At 43.2% G+C, this 17,531-nt stretch carries 18 protein-coding genes; 8 read left to right on the forward strand and 10 right to left on the reverse strand.

Going from position 1 to position 17,531, the window contains the following annotated elements:
• The first annotated feature begins 132 nt into the window (after positions 1-132).
• Genes NH399_RS00680 through NH399_RS00690 form a run of 3 tightly spaced genes read left to right on the forward strand, consistent with a single transcriptional unit; the run spans position 133 to position 3,435 of the window.
• Positions 133-1,830, forward strand: coding sequence for a molecular chaperone HscC (locus tag NH399_RS00680; RefSeq protein WP_253036483.1), 1,698 nt, complete (start codon positions 133-135; stop codon positions 1,828-1,830).
• On the forward strand, positions 1,830-2,756 hold the full coding sequence (locus tag NH399_RS00685) for a J domain-containing protein (RefSeq protein ID WP_253036484.1): 927 nt from the start codon (positions 1,830-1,832) through the stop codon (positions 2,754-2,756). The genes NH399_RS00680 and NH399_RS00685 overlap by 1 nt, the downstream gene beginning before the upstream one ends.
• 55 nt (positions 2,757-2,811) lie before the next feature.
• Positions 2,812-3,435: an imm11 family protein gene (locus tag NH399_RS00690; RefSeq protein WP_253036485.1), complete on the forward strand. Its 624-nt coding sequence runs from the start codon at positions 2,812-2,814 to the stop codon at positions 3,433-3,435.
• A 42-nt stretch (positions 3,436-3,477) separates the two neighbouring features.
• Here the strand turns inward: NH399_RS00690 and NH399_RS00695 are convergent, their stop codons facing one another.
• The gene (locus NH399_RS00695) at positions 3,478-4,494 is read right to left on the reverse strand and encodes a GGDEF domain-containing protein (protein ID WP_253036486.1); all 1,017 of its coding nucleotides are present in this window, start codon (positions 4,492-4,494) and stop codon (positions 3,478-3,480) included.
• 297 nt (positions 4,495-4,791) lie between these two features.
• On the opposite strand from NH399_RS00695, the gene NH399_RS00700 reads away from it, so the two are divergent.
• Complete coding sequence (locus NH399_RS00700) at positions 4,792-5,760, forward strand: transposase (protein ID WP_253036487.1); 969 nt, start codon at positions 4,792-4,794, stop codon at positions 5,758-5,760.
• A gap of 291 nt (positions 5,761-6,051) precedes the next feature.
• Here the strand turns inward: NH399_RS00700 and NH399_RS00705 are convergent, their stop codons facing one another.
• The gene (locus tag NH399_RS00705) at positions 6,052-6,567 is read right to left on the reverse strand and encodes a cupin domain-containing protein (protein ID WP_253036488.1); all 516 of its coding nucleotides are present in this window, start codon (positions 6,565-6,567) and stop codon (positions 6,052-6,054) included.
• Positions 6,564-7,109: a sigma-70 family RNA polymerase sigma factor gene (locus tag NH399_RS00710; protein WP_253036489.1), complete on the reverse strand. Its 546-nt coding sequence runs from the start codon at positions 7,107-7,109 to the stop codon at positions 6,564-6,566. The genes NH399_RS00705 and NH399_RS00710 overlap by 4 nt, the downstream gene beginning before the upstream one ends.
• A 222-nt stretch (positions 7,110-7,331) precedes the next feature.
• Between NH399_RS00710 and NH399_RS00715 the strand changes: the two genes are divergently transcribed.
• Entirely contained in the window at positions 7,332-8,006 is a 675-nt protein-coding gene (locus NH399_RS00715; protein WP_253036490.1) for a hypothetical protein, read from the forward strand.
• 55 nt (positions 8,007-8,061) lie between these two features.
• On the opposite strand, the gene NH399_RS00720 is transcribed toward NH399_RS00715, so the two are convergent.
• The 5 genes from NH399_RS00720 to NH399_RS00740 form a co-directional block, all read right to left on the reverse strand.
• Positions 8,062-8,877 carry a M48 family metallopeptidase gene (locus NH399_RS00720; protein ID WP_253036491.1) on the reverse strand — a complete coding sequence of 272 codons (816 nt, stop codon included), beginning with the start codon at positions 8,875-8,877 and terminating at the stop codon, positions 8,062-8,064.
• Positions 8,878-9,039: 162 nt separating this feature from the next.
• Complete coding sequence (locus NH399_RS00725) at positions 9,040-9,600, reverse strand: hypothetical protein (protein WP_253036492.1); 561 nt, start codon at positions 9,598-9,600, stop codon at positions 9,040-9,042.
• A gap of 149 nt (positions 9,601-9,749) precedes the next feature.
• Positions 9,750-10,355, reverse strand: a complete 606-nt coding sequence (locus tag NH399_RS00730; protein WP_253036493.1) for a vWA domain-containing protein — start codon at positions 10,353-10,355, stop codon at positions 9,750-9,752.
• Between the two features lie 11 nt (positions 10,356-10,366).
• Entirely contained in the window at positions 10,367-10,930 is a 564-nt protein-coding gene (locus NH399_RS00735) for a hypothetical protein (RefSeq protein ID WP_253036494.1), read from the reverse strand.
• On the reverse strand, positions 10,927-11,457 hold the full coding sequence (locus NH399_RS00740) for a PspA/IM30 family protein (RefSeq protein ID WP_253036495.1): 531 nt from the start codon (positions 11,455-11,457) through the stop codon (positions 10,927-10,929). The genes NH399_RS00735 and NH399_RS00740 overlap by 4 nt, the downstream gene beginning before the upstream one ends.
• Positions 11,458-11,602: 145 nt before the next feature.
• Here NH399_RS00740 and NH399_RS00745 point away from each other — a divergent pair, with 145 nt between their 5' ends.
• From NH399_RS00745 to NH399_RS00755, 3 genes are all read left to right on the forward strand, one after another.
• Positions 11,603-12,313 (forward strand): response regulator transcription factor, encoded by a 711-nt coding sequence (locus tag NH399_RS00745; protein ID WP_253036496.1) that lies wholly within the window; start codon positions 11,603-11,605, stop codon positions 12,311-12,313.
• 9 nt (positions 12,314-12,322) lie between these two features.
• Positions 12,323-14,386 carry a sensor histidine kinase KdpD gene (locus NH399_RS00750; RefSeq protein WP_253036497.1) on the forward strand — a complete coding sequence of 688 codons (2,064 nt, stop codon included), beginning with the start codon at positions 12,323-12,325 and terminating at the stop codon, positions 14,384-14,386.
• 244 nt (positions 14,387-14,630) lie between these two features.
• Positions 14,631-15,977 carry an MATE family efflux transporter gene (locus tag NH399_RS00755; protein ID WP_253036498.1) on the forward strand — a complete coding sequence of 449 codons (1,347 nt, stop codon included), beginning with the start codon at positions 14,631-14,633 and terminating at the stop codon, positions 15,975-15,977.
• A gap of 17 nt (positions 15,978-15,994) precedes the next feature.
• Here the strand turns inward: NH399_RS00755 and NH399_RS00760 are convergent, their stop codons facing one another.
• Positions 15,995-16,558, reverse strand: a complete 564-nt coding sequence (locus tag NH399_RS00760) for a Slp family lipoprotein (RefSeq protein WP_253036499.1) — start codon at positions 16,556-16,558, stop codon at positions 15,995-15,997.
• Between the two features lie 311 nt (positions 16,559-16,869).
• Positions 16,870-17,211 carry a DoxX family protein gene (locus tag NH399_RS00765; RefSeq protein ID WP_253036500.1) on the reverse strand — a complete coding sequence of 114 codons (342 nt, stop codon included), beginning with the start codon at positions 17,209-17,211 and terminating at the stop codon, positions 16,870-16,872.
• Between the last annotated feature and the right edge of the window lie 320 nt (positions 17,212-17,531).

Below are 17,531 nucleotides of genomic sequence, written 5' to 3' on the forward strand. Positions count from 1 at the left end.
TTTCGTCAGTTGGCGTTGTTTTTCTGCTGCAATATCTCTTCACAAAAATCCAACTCGATAAACGGGTGGGCATCGATCCTAGGATGGATTGTGTTATTCTAGGCACAAGAATTTAGAAATTTGAGTACAAATATGACCACGATCGGTATAGATTTGGGCACAACCCACAGTCTGGTGGCCTATTGGAAGGACGACACACCTCACCTTATCCCTAATGCTTTAGGCAAAAACACGACGCCCTCCGTGGTCAGCGTCGATACCAATGGTGATATATTAGTCGGAGAAACCGCTAAAGAACGGTTGATTTCTCACCCACAACATACCGTTGCAGCGTTCAAGCGTAAAATGGGCAGCAAAGCCACCACTCAACTTGGTGATAAGAGTTTCCGCCCCGAAGAGCTGTCAGCACTTATCCTACGGCAGCTAAAACAAGACGCAGAAGCCTATTTAGACGAACCCGTGACTGAAGCCGTAATTAGCGTACCAGCCTATTTTAATGATGCTCAACGCCGAGCTACTAAAATCGCTGGTGAGCTAGCAGGACTCAAAGTAGAGCGTCTAATCAACGAGCCAACAGCCGCCGCCATTGCCTATGGTGTACATGATAGAGACGACGAATGCCATTTTTTGGTGGTGGATCTGGGTGGTGGTACCTTCGATGTTTCCGTGCTGGAACTTTTCGATGGCGTGATGGAAGTGCATGCCTCTGCGGGCGATAACTTTCTCGGCGGCGAAGACTTCACCCAGCTATTAGTCAATGAGTTTTTGTCCATGCACCAATTAGATGCAGCTAAATTGTCTACTCATGACGCCAATCGACTATACAAAACAGCCGAAGAAGCCAAGCATCAACTCACCAATCAAAATGTTGTGAGTTTTCAGTTCTCTCTCAATGATAAAAGCTATGACTGGCCGCTTCAGCGCTCCCAGTTTGAAAAACTAGCAGCCCCTTTGATTGAACGAATCAAAACCCCTATAGAACGTGCCATTAGAGACAGTCATTTAAGACCTGCTGAGCTTGATGACGTATTGTTAGTGGGTGGTGCCACACGGATGCCAATCATTCGTTCTATTATCAGCAAAATGTTCCGTCGCCTGCCCTCTTGCACTATCAATCCTGATGAAGTGGTTGCTCGCGGCACAGCGGTTCAAGCCGCTCTAAAATCTCGCAACCAAGCTTTGAAAGACGTGGTTATGACGGACATCTGCCCTTATACTCTGGGCGTCGAAATCGCGCAAGAAATTGACGGTAATCAACATCAAAGCGGTTACTTCTTACCCATTATTGAGCGAAACTCTACCATTCCAGTTAGCCGGGTAGAAACACTACAAACCATATCGAAAAACCAGACTCAGATGAACTGTGTCGTTTATCAAGGTGAAAGCCGTTTGGTGAATAACAATATTATGTTGGGCAGTCTGGATGTTAAGGTTCCCAAAAATGAGGCTGGAAAAGAAACTGTCGATGTGCGTTTTACCTACGATATCAATGGCATCTTAGAGATTATTGTTAAAGTGAATTCTTCCGGCGAAGAGAAACGACAGATCATCAAAAACAACGACTGTATCTTAAGCGATGACGAAATCGCCGCAAGTTTTAACAAACTCGACGCATTAAAAATTCATCCTCGCGACAATGCAGAAAACCGCCTATTGCTGGCTAAAGCAGAACGCCTTTATGAAGAATCTCTTGGCGATAAGCGTCATTACCTGGCCAGTATCATTGCTCAGTATGAAGCTGTATTAGATCGTCAAAACCCGAAAGAAATTGAATCCTTTAAAGACGAGTTCGAAAAAGTCATAGACAGTCTGGATGAGGATGTTTTTTGATGCAATGCTGGGATGTATTGGAAATTGAAGCCACCAACAATCGGCGCGACATAAAACGAGCTTATGCAAAAAAACTAAAAGTAACGCATCCCGAACAAGATCCCGAGGCTTTCCAGCAATTATCAGAAGCCTACAAAGAAGCACTCACCCTAAGCCACTATATTGAGCTAGAAGAAGCCGAACCACTCGAAGCAGTAACCGCCGAGGATACCAATGAAACTCTGTTTTCGGAAGCGTCCACTCATACTTCCGAAGAATCCGAGAGTAATCTGGCAACTACAAAAACAACCTCAGAAGAAGCAGAAGCAATCACTCTTTCTTCTAACGATGTTCAAGTTGAAGAAGAAAACTCAGAAGAGGCTAACATTGATCGTTTTATCGAATCCTTTATGAGTGCATTAGAAACCCTTGCTAATGACGAGCAGCGCCGCACCAACAGCGAGCAATGGGTTCAGTTGCTTGAAGATCCTATGCTGGACTACCTTGAGGTGAAAGAAGTTCTACGCTATGAAGTGTTCTATTTTTTCAGCCAGAGCATTTTGTACGATCAACAGCAAATTCGCCCTATTACCATTCCCGAAAAAGCCCGCCATACCTACTCTGACTTTTTTGGCTGGAAAGATGACGAAGTGTCGCTGACTCGGCATTTTCAATTTGATCAAATCGAAGCCGTACTAGCATCTGTAGGTTCTCGAAATTCTCAAAGGCTAGAAAATGCGAACCAAACACAAGCCGAAGAAAAAGACGGATCTACCCGTTACGGTTTTTTATTCTGGTTCATACTCATTTTTGCGCTGGTAAAATTTATGCAATTTTTAACTCGCGATGATCCGAAATTTAGTAGTGAGTACTATACACTAGACAATAAAACTCAGTGGGTTTATCAGCGAAAAGACATCGAACGATCACCACAATCTGACATTTAAATACTTGAGGCTTGAAAAACTTACTTAAGGATAAATAGCCATCAAAGGAAACAGGATGAATCCATTTAATAACGAATACTACATCGCTCATGCATCATTCGACTCTAGTCAGTTTCATTTGCAACCAGACCAAAAAGCAGCCGACAGACGCTATCGATATAGAAAACTTAATACCGATGGACCAGCGTTAGTCTTCAGCAATGCTTTCAAAGAGCGAGATTTACAGACAGGAAACCAACGAAAGTTAACGGATACTATGTCTGATGGAGCAAGCTTTGTCGTCACAAAAGAAATAAGAGATTATTTATCAACATTCGATATAGAATCACTCCAGCTCTACCCTGCCGAGATTATCGATGACAACGAAAGCAGGCATAACCACTACTGGTATTTAAATATCTATAATCGCCTGGACTGCTGGGACAGGAGCACCTCAGAATATGAACTTGATGAAGAAGACGAAGAAGCAGAGGCTATTGTAGATAAATTTTCACTCAACGCTGCGATACTCGAGGCCATACCTGAAGAGAAAAGATTGATCTTTAAAATCGGAGGAAGCTCCAGCGCTTATATTTTCGTTCATCAAAAGATTGTTAGTCATTTGTTAGATAGCGACTATACAGGCATTCAGTTTTTTAAAGTTTCAGAGTTTACTGAGGGCGATCAGCACAATATCTAAGTCAGGTAAAACTGACTAACTATAAGCTTAAAAAGTTCTTAGTTAACTTAAAAGTTTTGATAATTCTAACTTATCATTATCCGCAGACCTCTCGTCACAAGCAATAATCCTATCTCTGCCACTCTTCTTAGCTTTATAAAGAGCCTTGTCGCAACGTTCAATCCAAGATGAAGAAGTGTCAGACTTATCGACTTGTGCGAGTCCTCCGCTGATAGTAATATCTTGCTCTAATTCATAGTTATGCCTTTTGATTAGCTGGCGTAACTCCTCTGCTAACCTTAACGCACTTTCTTGATTCGTCTGGCTAAGGAGAACAGCAAATTCCTCTCCTCCATATCGGAATAACTGATCAGAATCTCGTAATCGTTTTAGAACAATATTTGAAACGGCTTTAAGAACTCTGTCGCCTGTTTGATGGCCATAGGTGTCGTTGACGTTTTTAAAGAAGTCCAAATCGAAAATAAACAAAGTGGCAGGAGCTTTATAACGATGATAAGAACTCAAAGCACTGTCAATTGATGCATGAAAAGTATTTCGGTTAAGTGCTTTAGTGAGAGGATCTTTTGTAATCAGTGTGTCTACTTTTATAAGCAGCTTCTCAATGAGGGAAGAAAATAAAAATCCAAACATACCCGCCAAGATGACGGTAGCGAATATTCGAATAAGCACTTGAGTCGTGTAATAGGAACTAACGAAGTAAAAAGTGAAGGCCACAAAAATGCATGAAACAACCAACGCCTCTTTGCACTTCATTAAAACGAAGATATAGGTAATCATCACATAGGCCCAGAAAACACCATAGTCAGGATCATTTGCTATGGTATTTAGCAAGGCAAGAGACAGAACAACAGCATACCCACGTCCATGCCACAAATATCGCTGCTCCTTAACCAAGAGATAAACAACCGCTGCAAAGTGAATTGCGCACATTAACGATATAAAACTGCCGAGGTACTCACGGTCAAAAAATTTTATCCATGTGAAAACCAACGCTGCCAGCACAGCGACAGAGGTCAAGTAAGTGCGTATTTTTAACCGATATTTTTCTATTTCATTCAATAGGTTACATCTTCATCGTCTAATTGATACAGCAAAATATTTATTGGGTGGTCAGGGCCCTTTAGCCTGCTAAGAAAGTATAGCCTAATTGAGATAAAACCCTTAAATCCCAAAGGTAATACCAGATACACTTCACAATTAGAGAAAACCACAGATGAAAACCACAGACACCCACAACATAGCCAAACACTCACACCAACATCTGTATATATCTTAAATATTTAACCACCCTACTTTGATAAAGTATCCACCACTGCAAGGAATGCAGCGCATTAAAACCAACAGCAAGGAAGTAACATGCCAACTGCTAGACAGCATATCGTCGATTTTCACAATCCAGGCTTCTATCATTGCATCAGTCGATGCGTCCGTCGGGCTTACCTCTGTGGCCAAGACCCCGTCACTCAACAATCCTTCGACCATCGCAAACACTGGATTGAACAACGCATTCACAATCTCTCTTCCATTTTCGCTGCCGACATCTACGGTTATGCTGTCATGTCTAACCACTATCACTTAGTCGTCCATATGGACCCTCAACGCCCTCTACAATGGTCTGACGAAGAAGTAGCTCAACGATGGCTATTGTTGTATCCAGGAAAAGAAAAACATCAAGAGCTTCGCTTCAATATGATTCTCGCAGATAAAGTCAAACTCAAAACCTACCGGGAACGGCTGGGCAATCTCTCCTGGCTCATGGCAGCCATCAACGAACCTCTGGCCCGTCGTTCTAACAAAGAAGACTTCTGTACAGGACGGTTTTGGGAGGGAAGATTTAAGTCTCAAGCGCTTTTAGACGAAGGCGCTATTCTGGCTTGTCTCGCCTATGTCGACCTCAACCCCATTCGAGCGGGACTTACTGAAAAACTGGAAGACTCTCTGCATACTTCCATTCGGTATCGCTTGCAGCAAATAAAAATGGCAAGCAGGGGTAGTAATCCTTGTCTCGACCAACCCTTACCTCCTGTCTTTCAATCAGAAAAACTCCCTCTACTTAGTACTTCACTGAAAGACTACCTACGGCTGGTAGAATGGACAGGACAAGCCATCACACATCCTGACAAAGCCGTGATCCCCAAAGACATTATTCCCCTTTTTGACAGGCTTAATATCCATCCTGATAGATGGATACCTCAAGTTGGACATAGCCCTTCACGATTCTATCGAGCCATTGGGAGTGTAAAAAGTCTTCGACGAAGAGCGAAGCAACTCTCGCAATACTGGATGAAGGGAATTAGGGCAGCCAGCATCTTATTTAATGCTTAACGAGCTAACTCTCGAGCACTCTTAACTCAGTCATCATGCTCCATGAAGCAACAACCTGCCTGCAATCTGACTAAAAAGAACTTCGAACCTCCCAAAAAATGACTTCTGGTCTCAATGATACTTAAAGTATCAAACTGACTCAGCTTTAAGTGGCCCTCGATTCAACAATCAGTTCCATAGGGTTCAATTTACATCGAAGTTCCTTTGGAAGATAGCTATTACCGCCTCTGCTAACTTGGGTGTCTGGATTTTATTGTCTTGTTGGGTGTCCGGAGTTTATTGTTTTGACAATTAAAAGCGAACAGATTCATCCAGTAGCACACATAGTATGGCATCCTGTTCACCACAACAGCGAAATGCATGCTGACTGCCGGGCAGCTTAACAATCAAGTCCCCAGCTTGATATCGTGTACCGCTGTCTTCTTCTAACTCTCCTTGAATTAAGATCGACACTTCTCGTCCAATATGGTGATGATGAGGGAATTCGCAGCCGCACTTAAGATAAACCAAACCACACTCTTTACTTGCATCCCCACCCTGAAAATGTCGATAAAAAATAGGATGACTCCCAAGCTTACGCCAATCTCCAACGGGCGCTAACGACTGACTTATGGACTCAATAGAATTCAACACTTGCTGCATCTTTTCTTCTGACAGTTCGAACAAGGAAGCCAGTCGATGTAAATAAGCAAAATAGGTCGCAGGCTCAGTGATAGAACTCAGCAGTCTCTCTTTAACTTTTTTGCCAGAAGTCATTTTATGACTAATCGACATATTTTTGTTTTCTTGCCAAGAGGAATGTGTCATGACTTCACCTCCACCATTACTTTCATTAATCGACGCAGACCATTTAGAGCAGCAGATAGCCGAGACTTAACGGTTCCTACAGGTAAGTTACATTGCGAGGCAATTTCTTGATGAGTGAGTCCTTTTAAATAACTTAGCTCAATCATCTTTTGTTGACTTACTGTTAATTTTCTAAGTGCTTTGGATACTTCTCTATTTTCAAGTAATGAGTTCATGTTTTTGTCAACTATCGGCATAGAAAAATCGGAAGGCTCTCGTTTACTTTCTCGTAAATGCTTCAATGCTCGATACCGGTCAATGGCACGGCTTTTAGTGAGCATTACTAGCCAACTGTTAAGACTGCCACGTTTTGCATCATAATGCCTGGCTTTATTCCAGACTTCCAAAAAAACATCATGAATAAGGTCTTCAGAATCTTCTCTATCACGTAAAATTGAACATGCAACAGAAAACAATCGCTCAGCATATATATCGTATAATTGGCTTAATGCCTGTTTATCCCCTTGCTTTACCCTTTCCATCACAATAACTGAATCAATCATTTAGTGTCTCCGTAGGCTGATGCATTATCTTTCGCATCGATATCTTCCTTTCTTTGTTATTACGTCCATGTTTTCAATACAGAGCTTCTAAACAAAAATAAATTATTCGAACTTTTTTTAAAGCTGCCCCGTATCAATAACACCGGTGCCTAAACAATCTGACTTTGGTAGCCACCGTTTTTCGCAACACCAAACTTTAAGCATCCACTAAGGAGAAATACCATGGAAACTCTATGCTGCGGCTCTCAACTTAAATTACCTAACGTAAAAACGGTATCCATCCCGGCCTCTGATATTATGGGTGAACTCGCTGCCAACCTGCCCGATTTCAGTTGGGGCAATCAAATGAATTTCGGTGACAAAGATCCAGTAGTTCATCGCTTGATAGGAGATGTTAACGGCGCTTCTTTCGATCATTTTAAAATGGTTTCTTTTAGTGAAAACGCATCCACAGAGGATTGGAGTGAGCGCAAATTTGTGGGGCAAATTAATCAAGAAATGTTTGACTACACCATTGCTGTTAAACGACATGGTAATCAGGTAGAGGTCAGTACCACTATTCGCCAACCCGAGATCCCCGACACACCAAACATCTCATTTACTTTGGATCTCGAAAAGAATGCCGTTGTAAAATCCTGCCCAAATATTCTGGAGATTCCTGACGAGGAGGTGGCAAAACTTGATCCCATTTCAACCATGGTTTTTCTGGCATCCAACGAGAAGCAGGAATATAACAAAGCCTGTTTGTTTGCAACCTTGGGGTTAACGTTTCTATCCTGCGGAGGATTACTAATCGCGCCAGGGGTCGGCGTAGCAGCCTTTTTGCTCTGCGCAGGGCCTGCAACGGCAGCAGCTATTATTGGATGTAAAAAGAAGGTTTCAAAGAAAGCGGCATAATAGAAGCATCCCTCGGCTAGAGTTTCAGGCCGAGGGAATAGCCATCTTACTCAAACTAAACTTTAGGAGGACGACACTGAGGGTTAGCGCCCACGCCTCTTGCCTGGTGGTACAGTGGCATAACTTTAGAAAGCTGCTGGCTCAAACGCTCAATACGCGTTGCCTCTGACGGGTGAGTAGACATAAATTCAGGCACATTAGAGCCTTGAGACTGCTCAGCCATACGACGCCACAAGTTAACCGCCTCTTGAGGATTAAATCCTGCTTTAGCCATCATTTCTAATCCAATGGTGTCAGCCTCGCTCTCTTGGTCACGACTAAACTTTAACACCACCCCTTGTGTAGCAATACCGAGCGCGCTCATGGCCATATTCTTCTGAGTGCTTGGCTCACCCGCCAATACCGCCACCATCTGTAGCCCAGCTTGTGCTAAGGTCTGTTGGCTCATGCGCTCATTACCATGATCGGCCCATACGTGGCCAATTTCATGACCCACGACCGCCGCCAGCTGACCAGACTTTTCTGCAACCTTAAGCATCCCGGTATGAATACCTATTTTTGCACCCGGCAAGGCAAAGGCGTTGGGCGTATCGTCAGAAAACACTGAGACTTCCCAGTTTTCGCCACTTAATCCCGCTGGAATATGTTGCAATAACGCATCTGTGACGCAGCGAACATACTGGTTAACGCGTGCATCTTTAACCAGCTTGCCTTCGTTTTTCATAGAATCGTAAGCCGTTATACCCATTTGAGACATCTGCCCCTTAGAGTAAATAAGCATCTGCTTCCTACCTGTAGGAGAAACAGCACAACTGGCTATCAGTAAAGACAAAATCGCAATGGTTATTATTGTGTAAACTTTATGACTCATAAAATAAGCACCCAAATAATCAATAAATCTGAGTGAAAGGATATTGAAACTGGTGGCAATTTAAAAGTGTTTTATGAAATAAGAATTATCTGAAGTGCAAAAACTAGAAGACATCAAGGACAATAGCAACCTTATAAGTAAGATTGCTATTGCTTCACTCAATTACGCCAAACGACGCTGATACATCCAACCCAACATTAATACAAACAGAATCCACAAAGAAGGCTCTGGCACAGCAGTATATTGGAAATTAGAAAGCTCAACATAAGAGGTCTCTGGGCCGTCAGAAATATAGCTCCAACCCATTGCAACAACATCATTAGCAAATGCACTGAGATCAATGGTATAACTGCCAAAATAGCTTGTTCCCTGATGCTCGTAGGCCACCCACTCATCATACTGGCTTGAGCTCAACCACAAATCTTGCCATTGGTTATCAGTAAATACTCTAAAGCTTAAGATGTTCCTACCAAAGAACGGATTGCCATCATCCCCCTGAAAAAATAAGTCAAAAGATAATGTAGCCCCAGTTCCGATACTAAAAGTATCCAAATACAAACTGGCAACAGGCGCGCTGTTTCCATCTAGAGTAAATACACCATTAGCATAACTGCCTCCCCCCGTTGTATTAAACTCAGAAGGGTCAATAGGTGTTGCCAAACCAGGCAAGCTCATCAGTAGTCCCATAGTTAACATTACATATCGTTTCCAACGTATTATCATGTGATTCTCCTTGTATGATAGTTAAGGTCGTCTGACCCAATGGAAGTCTACTTAATTGGAGTTAAATGGAACAAGGAAATATGCCACTTTTTTCTCATTACATTTCAATATGCAATTCACCATCCAGATTGGCCTAATAAAATCCCAAACTACCTCCCTATGAACGACAAGGACATGAACTCTTTTAGTGCAAAAGTATGATATTTTACGGGATGCGATAACAAAGGCCGTTGCTCTCTTTGCGCGCTTAACTTCACTTGTTGCACATCATGTTGATTATCAGATACCAACACAATGTTATGCTGAACACTTAAGTTTTTACGCCAACTCAGCGTATAAAGTGCATCAAACAAAGCCTCGTCAATACTTGAAGTGATGCCTCTCCTACCACTGGCCGCAATACGTGCCAATTGAGATTCCAACAAATTAGATTCCGAAGAAAAGTCAAAAGCCAATGTCGCAAACTGATCTTGCGAACTCCGATAAGCAACCAAACCAATACGCGACAGAGGGAATGCCAATTGATACTGCTTAATCTGTTCTTTAACTTGATTCAGTTGACTTTGAGAAGCGCTGTTGGCATCAAGAACAAAAACAATATCTCTACTTCCTTTGTAAGAAAGTGGTAGTTGAGTGTTCGGTATCACAGGCACTGATTGACGCACCGAAAGCCATGAGTCCGCGTAAGGATAAGCAACGATAACAACAAAGGTCATCATCAATAATAGAACGGCTTTTTTTATTGGCTTTGACATACTCATCACTCCTATGAACGTCGCATAATCGCAAGCAAAGACTGCTCAGCTCGCACTCGAGCTTTATCAAACGCTTCATCAGACGTATTACCTAGTGCTCCATTTCTCGCTAAACCTTTTTGACCAGGAATAAATAAGAACAAAGCCTGCACGATAAAGAAACACCAAACAGCGAGTGATATTTGCTGAGTATGAGCGAGCGTTGCAACCGCTAGAGCAAGAGCTGTAATCGACAATAAAATATCAGCACAAAACGCGAGCCAGCGTCGATGAAAAAACAAGAATCGCGTAAAAGAAACCAGCCCTGTTAATCCTAGTACCAAAGCAAAAGTATCATTCCAGCCCCAACAAACAAGACAGATTACTAACCAAGCTGACAGTACAATCAGACTACCCGAACGATGTCGAGACTGACTGATTAGATACAACAAATAAAATAATGCCAACAAACAAAATGTCGTTTCATAAACCAACAAAGGAGGAACAAATACTTTGAGTGTCCATACACTGAGTTGTGCAACAATAGCCAACACAAATCCCACAAGAGCATGGGTCATAAATTGAGATGAACTCATGAGTTTGCCCTCTTTTGTTTCTCTTTCAAAAATGCGACTTCAATAGCATGAGCATCGAGTGCAACGCCAAGGTTCTCCGAGGTAACAGTTTCTTTGGCAGCTTCATCGACAAACACCTCAGCCTGTTGTTGCAGTTGACGATACTGCTGCTGCATCTCAGCAAGGCGCTTAACCAGTTCTTCCTGCTGGGCTTCACTCTCTTCTAGTTGCCGTAAGCCAGTTTGTAAGCGCAGTTCTGCAGTCAACTTACGCGCAACAATGTTCTTCGCCAGTTCATCTTGCTGTTGAGCAAAGCAAAGATCTAATTCCTCCTCATATCGAGACAATTCACTTCGCGTTGCTTCAATTTGTTTGTTCAAACGCAGGCAATCTTTCTCTAAAGATTGCTGTTTATGCAGCTGTTCTTGTATAACAGCGTCCATCTCTCTTAACGATTGTTGCAATAAAGCTTGAGGATCTTCAATGTGGTCAAGCATGGCATGCATGTCGGCCTTAAAGAGCGTTGATATTCGTCGTAACAGCGTCATAAGTGGTAGTTCCTTAAATAGTCATGAGTAGACTTCACTATAGATAAGTCGGCATAGCTGCTGTAGACTAAAAAGCGTAAAACCCCATTCGGATAATTTACATTAAGTTTACTTTTAACACTGTATGGATTGATAAACTGTCACCATGACGACTAAAAAAGCCAAGCTCCTTATTGTTGAAGACGAAGTGGCCATCAGAACCGGCCTTATTGACCTGTTTGTTTACCATGGTTACGAGGTTGATGCTGCCGGTGATGGCAACGAAGGTTTGCGCAAAGCGCTATCAGGCCAGTACCACCTTATTTTGCTGGATGTGATGCTTCCTGGCATGAACGGCTACGATATTTGCGAAAACATCAGGCAGCAGGATAAAGAGCAACCCATCATTATGCTCACCGCCAAAAACAGCGATGAAGAAATCGTACAAGGATTAACGTTGGGTGCCGATGACTATATAGCCAAGCCTTTTAGTGTGGCTCAGCTTAAGCTGCGTGTCGAAGCTGTATTACGTCGTTCACGTCAACTAGATAACGACAGCAACCAATTAGAAATCGATAAAGAAACCGTCATCGATATCCAAAACCTGGCCCTCACAAAAGGTGATAACACACAGGTATTTACCCGACGAGAAGTCGAAGTACTGCAATACCTTTATCAACACAAAGAGCGTCCTGTACCACGAGAAGAACTGCTCAATAAAGTTTGGGGGTACGACAAGCAACTGGATTTAGAAACCCGCACCGTCGATATCCACATTGCCAAAATACGCCGAAAGATAGAAGACAACCCCAAAGATCCTCAGCGCTTGATCACTGTTCGAGGTGCTGGCTATCGTCTTTGTTGCCATGATGACTAGGACCCTTTGATGCTAAACGAATGGCTTAATCATCACAGCACACTGCGTCTACGTCTTATTTTCCTCACCTTTTTTGCGGCGATCATTATTCCAGTAGCCTTACTAGCCTGGCATACCTATCGTCAAATCCAGTGGGAGAACTTTCACCAGTATCAGTCCGATGCCGCCGAAATTACTCAGCGCATCGATCAACAACTGTATCAATGGATCGAGCAAGAAGAGCAACGTCAATTTACGGATTATCGTTTTCTGGTTGTATCAGGCGATCCTTCTGCACGATACCAACAACCCTCGCCGCTGTCTCAATTTCCGGTTAGCTCACCTATCCCTGGTGCCTTAGGCTATTTTCAGGTTGATAATCAGGGACAGTTTACTACCCCGCTATTGCCGAGTAATCCGGCAACGTCTTCCCGTTACGGTATTAGCCCATCAGAGCAACAACAGAGAGAGGATTTACAGCAATCTTTGTATGACATTCTAAGTGCAAACCAGCTGATTGAACCTCAACTTGCAGATACCCTGTCTGAAGTAGCAGAACAACCGGCCGCCGTTGCTAAGGAGTCCGACTATTTTTCATCACCCAGGCAAAAAGCCAAATCTTCTGCTCAGTCTTTTGAGGCCTTGATTCAACAAAGTTATGATCAAGAATATGATAAGGAGGACTCTTCAGTTGCCAGCAGTAACACCCCAGCCCTCGAAGAAGAATTAATGTCAGCCGACTCAATGGCTCAACAAGCCATATCAAACTTATCAAAACAAGCAGCAAAAAAACGAGCCGTTCGAAAAGAACAAAATGCGCTGTTAGAAAGACGCGCTCTGGCAGCAAGCCCGGCGCGATCACAAGACAGTCAAAGAGAAAGCAAACAAGAAGGTGCGCCCGCTACCATTAAGATTTTTGAAAGCGAAGTATCGCCTTTTGAATTTAGCTTGTTAAAAAGTGGACATTCTATTCTGTTTCGTAAAGTTTGGCGCGAAGGCAAAATCTATTTTCAGGGTGTACTCATTGATACCAGTGAGATGCTAGCCGCTGCATTGGAAGCACAATTTTCAGGGTCACAGTTATCGACTATGAGTCACCTTTCTGTCACCCATGGCAAAGATACATTGCAATACCTAAGATCTGACGACAGTCCTTGGTCCAGTCGAAAGATTGTAAGGCCCCGAGAACAGAAAATAGCCAGTATAGCTTTATATGAAAGCCGTTTATCTCCACCACTTAGTCAACTCAAACTTAACTACAAGGCTACTCATATCCCTGACTCTGCCGCAAGTGACATTGTCGACATGATCGTCATGATTTTAGTTCTGGTTCTTATCGTGGGTACTTATCTAATGTACCGTCTGGCTCTCTATCAGCGTTCAGTCAATCTGCAACAACAAAACTTTGTCTCTGCCGTTAGCCATGAATTAAAAACACCACTCACATCCATACGAATGTATGGCGAGCTCCTCAAAGAAGACTGGGTTAATCAACAAAAGAAAACGGAGTACTACGATTTTATCTGCAGCGAAAGCGAACGATTATCGCGTTTGATATCAAACGTTTTAAAGCTGGCCAAAATGAGTCGCAATGATATTCAAGTGAACTTAAAACCCTTGTCAGTTCAAACTTTAATGCACAATATTGAATCACGTATCAGTTCTCAGGTCGAAACGGCAGGCTTTCAACTTAAACAAAGCTACGAACCAGCAGCACTTGAGCAAATGGTTAACATCGACGAAGACGGTCTGATTCAAGTATTCATTAACTTGATAGACAATGCGTTAAAATTCAGCGCCAAGAGCGACAACAAGATCATTGAACTTCACCTTTCGCTGAGTCAAAAAAATCTCTGCTTTTCGGTGCGAGACTATGGTGCCGGTATTGCCAAAAATCAAATGAAGAAAATCTTCCAACTGTTCTACCGGTCAGAAAACGAACTCACCCGAGAAACCGTTGGTACAGGTATTGGTTTAGCTCTGGTTAAACAATTGCTGGACGCAATGGATGGTACGATTCAACCCTATAACCATTCGCCTGGGGCTGAGTTTCGCATCACGCTGCCTACGCATTCAGCCTCAAACGAGAAGTAAGCCATGCCCGCTCAATCGGTTCCGATGTTGGCAGCATTCAAAACGATGCACTATGGCGATAACAACAAATTGTTCTATTAATCTATAGGCGCTGTACCCAAAATCATCCTATAATATCCAACCATCGGTACAGTGTCTTACTGAACAGGGCTTGCCGCCCTTACTCCCGACGGATCGGTGGAGAAGAACCCTATTTTCATTCTCCAGACGTTTGTTTACCTAGTTGAAATTTTTGAGATCGTTAATGAAGTCTACCACTCCCGAATGGCGCGAGTTATTAAAGTTGGGATTACCCGCTATTGCCGCTCAATTGGCACAAATGGCACTGGGTGTTATTGACACCATGATGGCCGGTAGTGTTAATGCCGAATCCTTGGCAGCCATTGCAGTCGGAACCAACCTGCTTAATCCCGTGCAAGTTTTTATCATGGGCATTTTTCTGGCACTCAACCCAATGGTCGCTCACCTAGCGGGAGCCAATCAGAAAGACAAGATTTCATCGCTGTTCCAGCAAGGGTTACTGCTTGCCGTCTTATTTGCGATCCCCTGCATCATCTTGCTGAGAAACACTGCCGATTTTATGGAAATGCTCGATATTCAAAGCTCCATTATCCCACTTGCCCACGGCTATCTGACAGCCTGCACCTGGGGTTTGGTTTTCTTCTTTGGCTTTCTGGCCCTGCGTTTTTGCAATGAAGGATTGTTTTCGACCAAGATCGTAATGGTAGCTTCACTCGCGGCTTTACCCTTTAATGTAGTGTGTAACTATTGGTTTATCTGGGGTGGACTAGGCATACCTGCCATGGGTGCTGTTGGCGTTGGCTATGCAACCAGTTTGGTGTGGTTTGTGATGTTTAGCTGCATGCTATTACACACAGCCTTCGCCAAACGTTTTGCCGATCTTAATATTCTCTCTCGCTGGCACGGGCTGGATTGGCCGCACCTGAAAGAAATTTTTAAAATCGGTTTGCCTATGGCGGTCAGTGTCGGCATGGAAGTAGGTATTTTTGCCGTGGTTGGTCTTTCTATAGCAAGTTACCCGATTGCAATCATCGCTGCCCATCAAATTGCGATGAACATTGCGTCTCTGGCCTTTATGGTGCCTTTAGGGCTTTCTATCGCAATTACTGCTCGCGTTGGTTTTTATGCCGGTGCTAATGAACCACTAGGCATACGAACCGCAGGTTATCATGGTGTGTGGATGGCATTGGTTTTTGCCTGCTTTTCGGCTCTGGCAATGTTTACTTTGCCGGAACTCCTCACAGGTTTTTACACGAAAGATCCCGATGTGATTGCTCATGCGACCAGCTTGATCTTATTGGCCGCGATCTTCCAGCTTTCTGATGGTACTCAAGTATCAATGATGGGCGCTTTGCGAGGAGTTAAGGATACCCAGATCCCTATGATCATTACCGTCATCGCTTACTGGGGAATAGGCTTCCCTCTCGGGTACTATCTGGCAGAATGGCAACAGATGTCAGCACAAGGTTACTGGATTGGATTAATTGCGGGATTATCAGCTTCTGCTTTGCTGTTAAGCGTACGTTTTTATCGTATTAGTAAGTTGCCGCAAACCGCTCCTCTTTCATAAGGAGCGGTTGACGGAATTTATTTACCTGAGGAAGACGTTTTTTTGGGTCCAGAAGTTTTCTTCTTTGGATGGTAACGCCAGTAGTGCGGGTAGTGATAATAATGATAAGGGAAGTGCCAATAACCGACTGGATAAACATAACGATCTTTGTATTCTGATCTTTTCTTCCATAAGTGATGACCAGCCACTTCAACAACAGGGAAAATATATTTCATTTCACCTATCTTTCCTTCCAGCGGTGCTTTCAAATCACCTAGTACGGTAATTTCTCTGCCTTTCTCATAAACAACCGGATCAATAAACTGTGGCAAAATAGCTAAAAAACGACCGCCTGTTGAGTCCACACTTTGAGGGCGACTTGACGATCCCAGAGGTTTAGCCACCACTTCTATGACACTTTGGTTTTCTTTATTTTCTACTCGTGCGATCACCCCGCCCCAACGAACTTTTTGCGCGTTGGTAGCACTTCGCCCTTCTGCGACAGCAACCGCCGTCACATCTCCTTGCACAGCTTTAGGGATAGTGTTGCATGCCGATAGCAACAACATCATAGGAACCAGCATCCAGCATTTATTTTTCATATAGACCACCTACTCTAATAACCTTTTTCTTAAAACCCATTGTTGTTGATTGTTTTGCTCACCACCATCATGGGTTACTTCATTATTTTTAAACTTCTACTGAACCATTATGCCCAGTCTAACGGATAAACTGAGCAGAAGAAACGCTCAAATAAAAGGTATCGCCTACTGCCACGTCACCCGATTAGCGCTCTTTTTTTACCACAAATATACTCTTCGTTCAGAACAGCATTGAATGTGATAACAATGACTCAGTTTCTCTATCTAACAACGCAGAAAACAATAAATTGTTGACGCTGCCCCTAATAAATTTAGTGCTTAGAAAGGGTTAACAGTCGATAACAAAGCACGCAGGTTACTAGAAAAATAACGCCAGCAACCGCTAAAGCGGGCCATTCGCCAAACTTAATATGGGTCGCCATGGCGCCAACCATTAATAATGCGAGCCCTGGAGCAGCCAGCTTCTGTAGCTTGTTATGCATTAACCCGGCGGCACCAACCACTTCTAACCCCCCTGTTAGATACATAAACCATAAGGGGTAGCCCCAGCGTTCAAATGCAGCCAATTCAAAATCCAATCCAGCCAGTTTAGCACCACCAGACAGCAAAAAGATCAGACCAACAATTCCTAGCAGTATCTTATCAAGCCACATAAAAAACACCTTTTGGCAAACAGTAATTAAAGTCTGTCGGCCTTTAGTTTAAAGCCACCACCCAGCCCTATTTTTAAGGCAAAATGCACAAGCTTTGTTACCCTCTTAAGCCTCATTCTAACGCAGCAAAGCAAAAAATGGGATTGGCGCTGGCAAATGAGGCATTTAAGTGACGCCTTGTTGAACTTTCAACAAAAATATCCCCTTGTTACCAACCTAGACATAATGTGAACACTCTCACAAACCTTTTGATTCTATAGCATAAATAATTAACCCAAAGAGGGCCTATAGAAGCAAAGGTTCTATAAAAATGCCTTCAA

Source organism: Pleionea sp. CnH1-48 (assembly GCF_024124665.1).
In the GTDB taxonomy this organism is placed as follows: domain Bacteria; phylum Pseudomonadota; class Gammaproteobacteria; order Enterobacterales; family Kangiellaceae; genus JAMXSB01.